9 protein-coding genes are annotated in these 13273 nt (G+C 72.2%); 4 read left to right on the top strand and 5 right to left on the bottom strand.

Features of this window, described 5'->3' with window-relative positions:
- Window positions 1-48: 48 nt before the first annotated feature.
- The 4 genes from AL2_RS24465 (at window position 49) to AL2_RS24450 (ending at window position 6732) form a co-directional block, all read left to right on the top strand.
- Window positions 49-2325: a helix-turn-helix domain-containing protein gene (locus AL2_RS24465; RefSeq protein ID WP_067637329.1), complete on the top strand. Its 2277-nt coding sequence runs from the start codon at window positions 49-51 to the stop codon at window positions 2323-2325.
- Window positions 2326-2439: 114 nt separating this feature from the next.
- Window positions 2440-3270 carry a 2OG-Fe(II) oxygenase gene (locus AL2_RS24460; protein ID WP_083946855.1) on the top strand — a complete coding sequence of 277 codons (831 nt, stop codon included), beginning with the start codon at window positions 2440-2442 and terminating at the stop codon, window positions 3268-3270.
- Window positions 3271-3330: 60 nt separating this feature from the next.
- The gene (locus tag AL2_RS24455) at window positions 3331-5973 is read left to right on the top strand and encodes a tetratricopeptide repeat protein (RefSeq protein ID WP_067637327.1); all 2643 of its coding nucleotides are present in this window, start codon (window positions 3331-3333) and stop codon (window positions 5971-5973) included.
- 54 nt (window positions 5974-6027) lie between these two features.
- Entirely contained in the window at window positions 6028-6732 is a 705-nt protein-coding gene (locus AL2_RS24450) for an NPCBM/NEW2 domain-containing protein (protein ID WP_168444669.1), read from the top strand.
- On the opposite strand, the gene AL2_RS24445 is transcribed toward AL2_RS24450, so the two are convergent.
- From AL2_RS24445 to AL2_RS24425, 5 genes are read right to left on the bottom strand one after another with little or no spacing between them, the layout of a single operon-like run.
- On the bottom strand, window positions 6722-9589 hold the full coding sequence (locus AL2_RS24445; protein WP_067637323.1) for an ATP-binding cassette domain-containing protein: 2868 nt from the start codon (window positions 9587-9589) through the stop codon (window positions 6722-6724). The genes AL2_RS24450 and AL2_RS24445 overlap by 11 nt on opposite strands.
- 33 nt (window positions 9590-9622) lie before the next feature.
- On the bottom strand, window positions 9623-10819 hold the full coding sequence (locus tag AL2_RS24440; RefSeq protein ID WP_067637321.1) for an OmpA family protein: 1197 nt from the start codon (window positions 10817-10819) through the stop codon (window positions 9623-9625).
- A gap of 31 nt (window positions 10820-10850) precedes the next feature.
- Window positions 10851-11732, bottom strand: a complete 882-nt coding sequence (locus tag AL2_RS24435; protein ID WP_067637319.1) for a hypothetical protein — start codon at window positions 11730-11732, stop codon at window positions 10851-10853.
- Window positions 11725-12360: a hypothetical protein gene (locus tag AL2_RS24430; RefSeq protein WP_067637318.1), complete on the bottom strand. Its 636-nt coding sequence runs from the start codon at window positions 12358-12360 to the stop codon at window positions 11725-11727. The genes AL2_RS24435 and AL2_RS24430 overlap by 8 nt, the downstream gene beginning before the upstream one ends.
- On the bottom strand, window positions 12357-12890 hold the full coding sequence (locus tag AL2_RS24425; RefSeq protein WP_067637316.1) for a hypothetical protein: 534 nt from the start codon (window positions 12888-12890) through the stop codon (window positions 12357-12359). The genes AL2_RS24430 and AL2_RS24425 overlap by 4 nt, the downstream gene beginning before the upstream one ends.
- Window positions 12891-13273: the final 383 nt, after the last annotated feature.

Genomic DNA, 13273 nt, shown 5'->3' with positions numbered 1-13273 from the left:
ACCTCCCTTCGGGCGGGGCCCTGGGGCGGCGGTACCAGGCGAGGCTCGATGGACCACGCTCCGGACTTCGGTTCCGAACTCCGGCGGCTGCGCGAGGCCGCCGGCTGGTCCCTTTCCGAGCTGTCACGGCGGATCAATTACAGCAAGGGCCATCTCAGCAAGATCGAGAACGGCCTGGCCCATCCCAACCCGGCCATGGCGGCGCGCTGCGACGAGGTCCTCGAAGCCGGTGGCGTCCTCCGGTCGGCGCTGAGCAGCCGAGCGCTCGGGGCGTCCCGGCGCAGGCCCGCGTCTCCGGCTGCACCGGTCCTGGCCCGGCCGTCGGGCCTGCCCCGGGACACGGCCGGTCTGCGGGGACGAGATACCGAACTCGGCGAGATCATCGAAGTCCTGGCGGGTGAGAGCGCGGACGGTCCCGGTGTGGTGACCATCTGCGCGGTCGTCGGAATGGGCGGCGTCGGCAAGACGGCCGTCGCCGTGCACGCCGCGCACCGGTTGCGCGACCGTTTCCCGGACGGCTGCCTGTTCATGGACCTGCACGGGTATGCCGATACGGCGATGGTCGAACCGGCGGACGCGCTCAATCGGCTGCTTCGCCGGCTCGGTGTCCCCGGAGAAGGGATCCCCCCGCACGCAGAGGACCGTTCCGCCCTCTTCCGTGACTGCGTCGCGAGCAGGTCCCTGCTGCTGTTCCTGGACAACGCCCGTGACGCCGCGCACGTCCTGCCGCTTCTGCCGGGCACGGACGGCTGCCGTGTGCTCGTCACCAGCCGGAGTGACCTCAGCGCATTGGAGGACGCGCACCGCGTACGGCTCGCGCCGCTGTCGCACGATGGCGCCGTAGATCTGCTGCGCACGCTGCGCGAGAACGGGCATGGGACGGGTGAGAAACCGACCGATTCCGTTCTCCACGGCATCGCGGAAGGGTGCGGCGGGCTTCCACTGGCACTGCGGATCGCGTCGGCCCGGTTCCGCGCCGAACTAGACGCCGGCGAACCGGCCGGCGCCGACCAGGACCGGAACCGCCTCGCCGATCTCGATGACGGAGAACGGAACCTGGCCGCGGTCTTCGGCGCCTCGTTCCGCTCGCTGACGCCGGAACTGGGCCGGACCTACCTGACGCTGGGTCTCCATCCGGGGCCGGACTTCGATCTGGAGACCGCCGCGGCGGTGCTGGGGTGCGGGTGGGACGAGGCCCGCCGGCGGTTGCGGCGGCTGCTCGGCGCGCATCTGCTGACCGGGCACCGGCCGGGCCGGTTCCAGTTCCACGACCTGCTGCGGCTCTTCGCGCGTGCACGCGCGGAGACCGACCTGCCGGACACGGAACGAGCCGGGTCCCTGCGCAGGGAGGCCGACTACTACCTGCGGTCCCTGGAGGCGGCCGATCGGCTCATCACGCCGCACCGGCATCGCCCCGGGCCGATGGGCGGGGAGGCGGGACCCCGGCATGAAGCGCGCGACTACGGCGAAGCACTCGACTGGATCCTCGCCGAACAGGACAACCTGGTCGCCATCTGCCGCGCGGCCTCGGCGGCGGGCCTGGACGACCACTGCTGGCGGCTGGCCTACGCGTTCCGGGGCTTCCTGTTCCTGGCCAAGCCCTGGGAGGTCTGGATCGAGACGCATGAGTTGGCGCTCCGGGCGGCGCGCAGGGCCGCTGATCAGGACGCCGAGGCCATGACGCTCAACAACCTCGGGCTCGCGCATCTGGAACGGGGGGACCACGATGCCGCCGCCGTCCACTACGAGCAGGCCCGCCTCATCTTCAGGGGCCTGGGGGACGAGCTTGGCGAGAACACGGCGATCGCGCACCTCGCGTGGGTGGATTTCCGCCGGGGTGACGCGCACGCGGCCCTCCGGCAGTGTCGGCGGGCCCTGGCTTTCGTGGAGCGCCAAGGGCTGGTCCGGAACACGGCGATCCTGTTGCGCGACATGGCCTTCATCGAGATGGAACTCGGCCGGTACGCCGATGCTGTGCCACGGCTGCACCGCGCCTTGGACGAGTTCACGGGGCTGGGACTGCACGTCGACGCGGCCATGGCGCTCAACTGCCTCGGTGAGGCCCAGCACCGGCTGGGGCGGACGGCGGAGGCGAGGGACGTCCTGCTCCGCGCGGCCGAGCTCGGCCGGGCCGGCGGAAGCCGGTACGAGGAGGCGCGCGCCCACGACGCCCTCGGGACGGTGGAGGCTGGCGAGGGAGACTCGGAGCGTGCGCTGACGCATTGGCGCGCTGCGCTGGCCCACTACACCGCGCTGTGCGATACCCGCCGCGCGGATATCGTTCGCGGCCGCATCGACGCCGTTTCCCGTTGCCAATCCGTTTAGGAAACGGCGGCCCCGTTCAGTGGTCCCCGCCGGCGCGACATCATCTGTGGCATCGGACGGATCGCGGGGTGCGGAACGGCCCCGCCGATCGCCTCACCGCCCAGGGGGATCACCATGGCGACAGCCGATGCCCGGACGCACCCGGACCTGCTGGATCCGCTTTTCACCGCCCGCTCGATCCCCGTCGGGGAACTGTCGCGGAGCCACCTCGCGGAACTCGCCGCCGGCGGTTTCGCCGCGCTGCGGGTCACGGACTTCCTCCCGGCGGAACTCTGCCGGGAGGCCATGGCGAGAATCGCGGAGCCCGACTTCCCCATGGACGCCTACGACAAGGCGAGGGTCGACCCGCCGATCGCCCGCTTCGGCCCGGTCCTCAACGAGTACAAGGACGGCGAAGGCCTGCGCTCCGAGTACTGGAGGGACATGGCGCTCGCGCGCGAGCTGTGGCGCTCGCGGATGGGCGGCGCCGACCCGCTCGCCCTCTCTGTCGATCGCCTGTCCGAGGTATGGCGCGACCGGCTCGGCCCCGCCCGGATCCGCGGCCGGGACCTCTTCGCGGGCGCGCTGCGCGAGATCAACGATGGAGCACTCGTCCATTTCGACGACGTCCGCCGGGAGTACGGTCCGGACTTCTTCGACGGCGGTGCGCCGGTGGCCCAGCTCGCGTTCAACGCCTGGATGTCCGTGCCCGCCGAAGGGGGAAGCACGCGGATCTATCGCCGCCGCTGGAATCCGCCGGACACTGGGGCGAGAAACGGATACGGCTACCACCGCTCCGTCATCGACGGTGAGCAGGAGATCGTCCTGTCGGTCGAAGCCGGCGACGCCCTGCTGTTCGACCCGCGCTACTTCCACGCGGTGGATCCCAGCGCCCGCGGACGCAGAGTCGCGATCACGTTCTTCCTGGCCTTGACCAGTACCGGCGAACTGACCCTCTGGTCTTGACAATCGCGTTTCCGCGGAATGTGGGCCCGAGAAATGCACTGAATTACATAAGATAGCGGTATGGCGGAATCGGGAGATTTCGATGTCTTCATGTCGCTGGGCGGCTGCGACCGCCCGGCGGTGACTCGGCTCGTCCGTGCGATGCGCGAACGCGGCCTCCGGGTGTTCCTCGACACGGACCGGATCGCGCATTTCGAGGGCGTCACCGCGACGATCGAGTCCGCGCTGAACTCGTCCAAGGCGCTCGTCGCCTACTATTCGGCGGGTTACCCGTCGCGGCCCGCGTGCCAGGCGGAACTGACGGCCGCGTTCCTGGCCGGGCAGCGGGAGGGCGACCCCGGCCGCCGGATCATCGTGGTCAACCCCGAGCCGGACACTGGTCACATCATGCCCGTGGAGCTGTCCGACGCACGGTTCGCCGTGGCGCCGTCCGGAACCCGCAACACCGCGACCCTGGCCGATCTGATCCTCGACCGGGTGCGCGGCATCGACGGGCGGATCGGCGCCGTGCACTTCGCCGACCGACCGCGCTGGTATCCCGGCCGGGTGCCGGGCGCCTCCCGATTTGTCGGCCGCTACCGGGAACTGTGGGATCTGCACACCGCGCTCTTCGCCGCCGACCTCGCACTCACCCAGGACCGCACGCTCGGCCCGGCCGCGGTGGTGGCGGGCCTGCCGGGCAGCGGGCGATCCGCGCTGGTCGCCGCCTACGCGTGGCAGTTCGGCGCGGCGTTCCGCGGCGGCGTGCACTGGATCTCCCTCACAGGCGCGCGCACGGCGGCCGACGTGCGCGCCCGGTACGCTGACGCCGTCCGGATGATCGCCGGCATGCTCGGCCTGCCGGCCGCCACCGCGAGCCGGGAACTGCTGCTCGGCATGGTCGCCGACCGCCTGGCGGAGGGGTCCGCGCCCGCGCTGTGGGTCGTCGACGACCTGCCCGCGACCTTGCCGGATGAGGAGTTCCAGGACCTGATCATTCCGGCCGGGACGCGGGTGCGGACGGTCGCCACCACGGACGGCGAGGCCTACACCGGGACAGCCGGGCTCGTCCGGCTCGACACGATGACCCGGCAGGACGGGCGCCTCCTGCTGTCCGGTGGCGACGTGGACGCCGACACCGCCGCGCTGGACCGGATCGGCGCCGCCGCCGGGTGGCACGCCCGCTCGCTCGCGCTGCACGCCGAAGCCCTCCGCCGGCTCGGCGGGCCGGGGAGCGCGGCCGGGTACGCGGCCCGGGTGGAGACCGATCCGCCGCCCGCGGCGCGCCTGGTTGCGGAGACCATCGATGCGCTCGCTCCGGAGCAGCGTGAGATCCTGCGGCTGGCCGGTGAGTGCGCACCGGCGCCGCTGCCGACCGGCGTCCTCTCCGCCGCGGCCGGCCTCTCCGACGAGGCCGTCACGGCGGCGCTCGCCGATCTCGGCAGGAGGCTACTCGCGACGCGGACCGGTCCGCACTGGCAGATCAGCCCGCTCGCGCGGCCCGCCGGGCACGACCGGGCGATGGCGCATGCCGCGGCGCGGGCCGTCCTCGACCGCTGGGACCCGGCCGTCCTCCCGCACGCGGCGGAACTGGCGGACCGCACCGATCTCGGGCCGGAGCTGCTGCGCCGGCTGGCCGGCCACTACACGGACACGGGGGACATGGCGACGGCCGCCCGCATGCTGGAGCGGCTGCTGCCCGGCGACGCCGATCTCACCCGGCGGGCGGCAGCGGCCTTCCTGCTCGCCGGGGACGCGGCCCGCGCCCGGGAGCTTGCGCAGGAGTGCGGTGCGGACCGGATCCGCGCCGAGGCGCTCGACGCGGCGGGACGGTTGGCCGAGTCGGACGTGCTGTGGGCGGCGCTGCCCGCCGATGCGGCCCGGGTCCGCGCGCTGCGCCGCCGCGGCCGGCTCGCGGAGGCCGCACGGCTGGCGGAGGAGCTCCTGCCCGGCGCGACGGCGGAGGAGGGAGCGGACGAGGCGGCGGACGAGGAGATCCAGGAGTTGCGGCTGGAGCTCGCGCGGATCCAGCTAGCCGGGAACGCGCAGCGCCGGGCCCGGCGCACCGCCGAGCTCGTGGTCCGGCACTACACGCGCCTCGGCCGGTCCGAGCATCACCGGCTCATCGAGGCGAGGCAGATCCTGTGTGAGGCCAAACTCACCCCGGAGTTCTCGGAGCTCCGCCCGGACCGGGCCGGATGGGAGGAGGCCGAAGCGCGGCTTCGCGACGAGCGCGACCGGTACGTCCGCGAGCACGGGCGCGCGCATCCGCAGGCGCTAACCGCATCGGTCGCGCATGCGCACGCGCTGGTCGCCCAGGGGGAGTCCGGGCGGGCGTGCGAGGAGCTGGAGGCCGTCCTGGCCACGGTGCGGAGCCGTCTCGGCGCGCGGCATCCGGTCTACCTGCGGGCCCGGTTCCTGCTCGGCCAGGCCTGCGCGCAGCAGCACGAGGACGAACGCGCGGGCGAGCTGTTCGCGGCGGTGCTCGAAGGTCAGCGCGCGGTACTCGGCCGGGCCCATCCGGAAACATTGCGCACGCAGCAGGAGCTGGCCGTGATCCGGAAGCTACAAGGGGATAGCGCCGCGGCGGTCGAGCTTTTCGCGGAGGTGCGGCGGCTCTCGGTCCACCAGGTGGGACGCGCGACGGACCTGCATTGGCAGGCGTTCACCGGCGCGGTGCTCAGTTGGCTCCCGAGCTGGATGTGGCGCCTTGGCCGCTCTTAGCGACATTTCTTCCACGACCGTTTCTTCGGAAAGAGATAATCCAGTATGGGGAATTTGACGACACCCGACAGAGAAGCCGGCCGCCGTCGTCCGCCGCCCAGCCTTGAGGCGTGGGCCGTCGTCGTCGCGGTGATCAGTGTTCTCGTCGCGCTGGGCGCGTGGTTCTTCCCCCAGTCCCCGGGCACCCCGCCGCCCGGACCATCGACCCCTCCCGTGCCGCCGCAGACCGCAGGCACCGGCAGTCCGCCCGTGACGCCCACGTCGTCGTCCGGTGGCGAGAGCCCGTCCCCGTCCCCGCCGCCGCCCGTCAATAAGTGGCTCACCGACCTCGAGCCGGTGAAGGACGACTCCGACGTGGAGATCGAGGGCGTCAGCATCGGCGGGACCATGTACGAACGGAGCCTGCACTATTCGTGCAGTGCCTTCTGCAACGATGAGGGGATCAGCGACCTCACCTACGTCCTGGGAAAGAGCTACCGGACGTTCCGGGCCGTCGCCGGAGTGAACGACGCCGCCGGCGAACCGCAGGAGGGCGTGTTCCTGGTGAGCCTCGACGGGCGGGACCTCGATCCCGTCCGGGTCACGCAGGGCCACCACAGGACGATCAAGCTGGATGTGCGCGGGGTGATACGGCTCCGGCTGCGCGCCTACCGGCCGGGCACCACCCGCAATCCGGCGATGGCCGGCGCCAACATCGCCGGCGGCGTCTCCAACAGGCTGCCCGACCTGGCGTGGGGCGACCCGAAGGTCAGTCGGTAGGCGTCTCGCCCTCCTGCCCGGCCGGGGGAGGCCGCTTCGCCGGGCGGCGCGGGCCGCCGGCCGGGCGCAGGCGGACGCTGAGCCCGTGGGCTGCGAGGCCGAGGTAGACGAGGGTGAGCACGCCGAGCCACAGCAGGTCCTGCTGCCAGGCGCCGGCCGTGTGCGCCCAGTTGCCGTCGACGATCAGCTGGTCGCGCGGGACCACCCGGGCGGTGATCGCCGTGAGGTCGGTCGAGGACGCGATCGCGGCCAGCCCCATCCGGTCGGGCAGCAGCATCGAGAACCAGTTCAGCGGGCCGCCGTCCGACAGGTCGGAGGTGTAGCCGTTCAGCGCGATCTGCGTCAGGGACGCGAGCGTGAAGGCGGCGACGGCGTGCTCCAGCCGCCTGGCGTGCGCGGAGATCAGCAGGCCCAGGGACATCGACGCGACGCCGAGGGCGGCCAGGTCCGCGAACAGCTCGATACGGGCGGGCAGCCGGACCGAGGCGGTCGGCGCATGGAACGCGCAGAACACGAGCGTCATCGCGCCCGCCTGCAGGATCGCGATCACCGTGAACACCAGGAACTTCGACAGCATGACGGGCAGCACCCTGGTGCCGGTGCGGTGCTCGCGCTTGATGACGGGGAACTCGGACACGAGGTTGCTGTAGGTCAGGGCCAGGCCGCTGAGCACGGAGAGGGTGCTCAGCAGGCTGACCGCTATCCCCATCTGGTCCGCGGTCTTCGCGCCCATCGCGCCGCCGCGGACGACGAGCGCCGCCAGCAGCGCGCCGCCCGCCGCGATCCCGAACGGCGTGGCCGCGGAGCGCCAGGCGTACAGCCGTTTCGCGGGCGTCGGCTGCTGGCCCGACCCCATCGGCAGGAGCAGCCGGACCTGCCGCCTGACCAGCGTCCGGAACTGCCGCCAGAAGACGCCGATCGAACGGACCCTGCGGATGCGGGACCCCCGGACGCCGTTCGCCGCCTGCCTCCGCTCCTCGCTCGCGGCGGCGGCCGCCCGGCCGTGCTGGGGTCCTGCCCGGTAGCCGCGGGCCCATCTCTCGACGTGCCGCTCCGGGTCCTGTTCCTCGTCCCTGGCGATGAGGGTCATCAGCTCGGCGTACGACCTGACGCCGAGGGCGTCGAGCGCCCCGCCCGGCGGGCCGCAGTAGAGCGGGCGCCCGCGCTGGGCGAGAATCAGCACCTGGTCGGCCACACCGAGGTTCTCGGTGGCGTGGGTGATGACCACCACCGTGTGCCCCTCCCGGGCGTACGCGCGCAGCCGCCGCATCAACCGGAGGTCGAGGCCCGCGTCCAGGCCCGATGTCGGCTCGTCCAGCATGAGCAGCGCCGGTCTGTGGAGCAGTTCCAGCGCCGTGGATACCCGCTTGCGCTGGCCGCCGGAGAGCGTGGCGACCGGCTGGTCCATCTGACCCGGGCTGATGTCGAGGATCTCGCAGACCTTGTCCACGGCCCGGCCGCGGGCCGGCTCCCCGCGCGGGTCGCGGAGATCGAACGCGTACCCGAGCAGGGAGCGGATCGTCAGTGTCCGGTGCATGTCGTCCTGCTGCGGGACGAAGCCCAGCATGTCCTTGATCCGGGCCGGCTGCCGGGCGACGTCGAGGTGGTCGAAGTAGATCTCGCCCTCCTCGACGCGCAGTTCCCCCATGAGCGCGTTGAACAGCGAGCTCTTCCCCGCGCCGGACGGGCCGAGGACGGCCATGAGCGTGTTGGCCCGCTGCACCAGCGAGGCGCCGGAGAGCAGCGCCTTCGGGTCCTTGTCGGACTTGGGCGTCTTGGCCGTCACATCGAGGAGGACGAGCTTGATGTCGGTGAGGGGGCTGCTCCGCAACTCCCGGCACCCGTCGAGGACGCGGTACCGCCGGTCGGCGTACTCGAACGCGTCGCCCGCGCGCAGCCGCGCCGACTTGACCGGATGGCCGTTGACGTAGGGGCCGTTGCCGTGGCCGTAGTCGCGCAGCCGGAGCCCGTCCTCCTCATGGATCACCGCGAAGTGGCGCGGCGCGGTTCCCGGGGCGTCGATCCGATACGGGGCGTCCATCGCCGAACCGAACGGAGTCACCCGCTCCGGAAGGGGGATCGTTTCCTCCTGCTCTCCGGTCTCCTCCGGTTGCGGCCCGCCGGCGTCGTCGGACCACGGTTCCTCCTCGTTCTCGTCCGCGTCCTCGGTCTCCAGGACGTCCGGGTCGAGAAGGGCGGGTTTCGTCCATGCCGGCAGATGGACGGGGACGAGCAGTCGCTCCGCCGCCCAGCCGCCGTGTTCGTGGAGCCGGACGAGCTGCCGGAGGTAGGCGGCCATCCGCAGCTGGATGTGCTGGTAGACGCGTACCGTCCGGGCGGTCGCCACCCGCAGGCACTGCTCCTCCTCGGCCGTGGCGGCGCTCAGCCCTGCCTCCACGCCGGTGATCTCCGCTTGGAGCCGCTCCACGTCCGCCCACGCGGAGTCCACGGTGTGGCGGAACTCGGCGCGGCGCCGCTGGACGACCACCTCGTCGCCGTGCCGCCGGTCACCCGCCCGTCGGCGGAGCTGCTCCGGCACTGAGAGCGGAACGCCGATCTCGGCCAGCCGGGCGGTCGCCGCCGACAGCTCCCGGTGCAGCGCCGCGAGCCGGGCGGTGGCGGCCTCGGCCCTGGTGTGCGCGTCCGCCCGGTCGGCCTCGTACCGGATACGCTCACGTTCGAAGACCTCCTCCGCCAGCCGGATCAGCGACTCACGGTGCGGGGTGGTGACCGGCTCGGCCATGGTCCGGGCCGGTATGCGGCGCCACCCGTCACGCAGGCCGTTGTACCAGTCGGACAGCATGGCCCACCAGCTGTAGCGGATCCGGCCGAGCCGGTCCGGGCGCTCCTCGGTCACGCCGCGCGCTTCCCCTCCGTCGCCCGTGCGGGATCAGCTCGTGCACTTCGGCAGCCGGACGACCACCTTCCGGTTCGCCGCCGCCGGTCCGGGCAGCAGCACTCCGCCGGGGCCGATGTCCTTCTCGCGGCCTTCGAGATGCGCGCCGGCGCCCTCCGCGGTGATCCGGTCCGCCGCGACGCCGAGCGTCGCCAGCTCCTTCTTGACCCGTTCCGCGCGCCGCTCGGAGAGGGGGTCGTTGATCGCGTCGCCGCCCTCGGATGAGGTGCTGCCGATGAGGCGCAACCGCTGGTCACCCTTGGTGAGCACGGCCGCGAGCTTGCCCAGTGTGCTCTTCGCGCCCGCGGGGTCGGCGAACTCGTCCGTGCCCTTGACGAAGCCGACCTTGTTGGCGGCGGTGAGCGCGGCGTCACCGCAGCCGGTGAAGGTGGGGGCCGGCGGCAGCTTCACCGGGGTGACCGGCGGCAGCCCCGGCAGCGCGGTGCTCGTGTTGGGCTCGCGATCGACGGCGATGCAGCCGCCGCCCGCCTTGACGATGGCGCTCCACTGCCCGATGACCTTCGTGCGCCACTCCTGGCTGAGCGTCTCCTGCGGTGCGGCCGCGTACCCGAACCCGGACAGCAGCACGTTCCGGCCGTGCAGGTCGGGGAGCAGCTTCCGGTCGGTGAGGAACTTGACGATCTCGTCCGGTTCGGCGGAGAACTGGCCGGTCTGGCGGAAGTCCAGCGGAGCGGTGGTCTGCAGGCCGGAGTCCACCATGATGATGTTGCCGCCGTCGGGCACGGCCGCCGCCGCCAGCGTGAGCGCCGTCAGGTCGTCCGCCTCGGGGGCCCGGGCGTGGACGGAGTCCGCGGCGTTGCCCGCCAGCGCGGGGCGCACGGTTTCGCCGATGTAGCCGTCCAGCACCGCGTTCTTCGCCTTGTCGTTCTTCGCCGTAGTGTGGAACGGCGGCAGCTTGATGACGTTGGGCCTGCCGTCCACGCGGATCAGCGAGATCTCCTGTCCGGACTTCGCCGCGAGGCGCAGCAGCGGCATCGTGACGTCGGGGAAGCGGGTCTCTGGCACGTTCGACCGTGCTCCGACCACGAGCGCGAGGGGCGCCGGACGCTCAGCGAAGCACCGGGTGGCCGGGAACGCCCCGGCCTCGTCCTCCTGGCTGCAGGATGCGAGGCAGGCGGTCAGGCAGAGCAGCACTGCCCCGGACAGGGCGGTGACGCGCCGTTGGGTCATGGGACGACTCCTTGGGTGCTGGTCGGGGGTGCTAGTTGGGAAACGGCCGGTAGGTGTACGGCCGGGCGTCGTCGGTGAAGACGTTGTCCGTGGCCGAGACGTCCTGCAGCCGCCGGGTGATCTCCAGCCGGGCCACCTGCTTGAGCTCCTCGGCGAGCGCGAGGTGGGCCCGGATGGACTCCTCGACCACCCGCTCGGCGGCCTCGATCTCGGCGGTGCGGAACTCCGAGATCGCCGCGGCGATCTCGTGGCGGCGGCTGGCGATGGCGTGCGTCTCGGTCGCCGCGCGGTGGTGCCGCAGCGCCCGCACGAACCCGTCGCGCAGCGGGTTGTGCGTCAGGTAACCGCCGACCATGGCCACCAGGCCGGTGCCCAGGTACAGCCCGGCGAAGATCGCGGCGCCCTGCAGCGTCGACTGCCCGCCGGAGCCGGCCGGCGAGGGGGAGGGCGTCCCAGACACGGACAGTCCGGACGAGGCCCCGGCGTCCGCGTGGGCGTCGGTATTGTACCTGACCCAGAAGGCGAGCGCCCCCAGCGCGAGCCAGGCGAGGATGAGGCAGGCGTGCGTGACCAGGCTGCTCGCCGAGGCGTCACCCGCCCGCCGGTCTCGGAACAACTGCCCGGCGAAATGCGCCAGCGCGAGCACGACACCGGTGAAACCGGCGACCATCAGGAAGACCAGGACCTCGTAGAGGTCGGCCATGACGAGTTCGAGCACCTGATAGAAGGCCGTGAAGTCGGCGATCACTGCGAGCAGCAGCGCCACCGCGTAGATGTAGATCGTCGACGGCCGTCCGGCGAGCAGCACCGGGTCCGCGTGATCGGCGCCGCCCCACGGCGCCCACGTCTGCTGATCGGGGGAGGCGGGCTCGTCCTCTTCGCGCTCCGTGTCCGCCGTGCGCTGGTCAGACATTGTGCTCCCCTCCCGTCGCGGCCACGCTGCGGGCCGGTGCGCCGCGGCCCCGGCCTCGTCCGCCGAGCCCGGTGCCGCGCGTCCACAGCCGTAGCAGCCGGCCGCTCCTGCGGCGCTCGCGCCTTCCGGCCGCCTCGTTGGCGGATGCCTTGCCGAGCAGCCGGGAGACCGCCGCGTTCAGCGCGATCTCGGTCTCCAGCAGCCGGCGCTCGGTCTGCTTCAGCAGCACCGCCTGCTGCTTCAGCGTCGCCATGGCCTCCCGCTCCCGGTAGCGCGCGGCCGCGAGGTAGACGGCGTGCTCCTTCAGCACGCGGGCGCGCCACTGGTCGACCCGGGAGTTGATCAGGTTGTCGAGGACGTGCCCGGTCATCTCGTCCACGCCGCCCGGCAGCATGCCCGCCGCGCGCTGCACGATCAGCTGGGTCACCGTGTCGGCGTTCACCTCGGTGGGCACGAACGGTTCGGCGGGCGGCAGGTGCTCGGTCACGGCGTCCGCTCCCGGGATCGCGCCGCCGCGCGCGACGATGCGCCGGTCCGCGCGCCGGTACCACCAGGACAGGAGGCCGGGCGGGCGGGCTCCGACCATTTCGGTGCGCCGCGCGATGCGGGAGCGCAGCCAGCCGGTCATGGTGCCTCCTCGGTTTCAGGATCGGGCGGGACAGTCAGCCACTCGGGCAGTTCCGGGCCGAAGGGCTCGAGCAGTTCGACCACATCCGGCCAGTTCTTGTTGCGGCGGGCGAGGGACCGCAGATAGCCGGCCTCGCGGCGGGCGTAGTAGTGGACGATCCGCCATGCGCCGGCAAGGTGGACGTCCCAGCACGCCCGCAGTTCCCGGCCGTGCCCCGCGACGTGCTGGGCGACGCGCTCCAGTTCGTCCGCCACCCGCCGCCGCTCGGCGTCGGCCCGGTCCCGCCGGTTGCGGTACCGGCGCTCCTGCCGGTCGCGGACGTCCCCGTCCGTCCAGCGGTCGGGGTCGCGTTCGGCGTGCCCGCGTCGGCCGAGCTGCTCCTCGGTCGGCTCCAACGACGCTTCCTTGAACTGCTCCTCCGCCGTTCTGAGCGCGCGTCTCAGGTTCTCCCGCTCCGTCACCGCCTCACGGTGCTCGGCGGTGAGCCCGTAAAGCGCGACCTCGGCCCGCTGGTACTCGGTACTCAGCATTGCGTTGCGTTCCGCACGGAGACGCTGGAGATAGGGCAGCTGCGGGTAGGAGGAAATCATGGCCGCATCGGACACGATGATCTTTCGGTCGGCGCGGCCGGCTCGCCAATCAGCCCATCGATGACGTAGAGGATATTTCTCCGGCTTCTCGGGCTGGGCAGTCCATGCCTCCGGTCGGCCCTTCGCTCCGGGGTAAGGCACAGATTCCTCCTCCAGAACGAGCGGTCGCCTGACGGGTCGGGAGCTTTGACGCTGCACATATCAAGATGGTTTCGGAAGGCCCACGAGATTACACGAAACACGGGGTGGCGTCCGGCTATAACCGGCATCCCAGAGTTCGGTCGTGTTGCGGGCCCCGATGACTAGGTATATAGCGTTCATCC

It is taken from the genome of Actinomadura latina NBRC 106108 (genome assembly GCF_001552195.1).
Taxonomy (GTDB): Bacteria; Actinomycetota; Actinomycetes; order Streptosporangiales; family Streptosporangiaceae; genus Spirillospora; species Spirillospora latina.
Note: the sequence above shows the minus strand (reverse complement) of the source record. Positions and strands in the feature narration are given on the sequence as shown.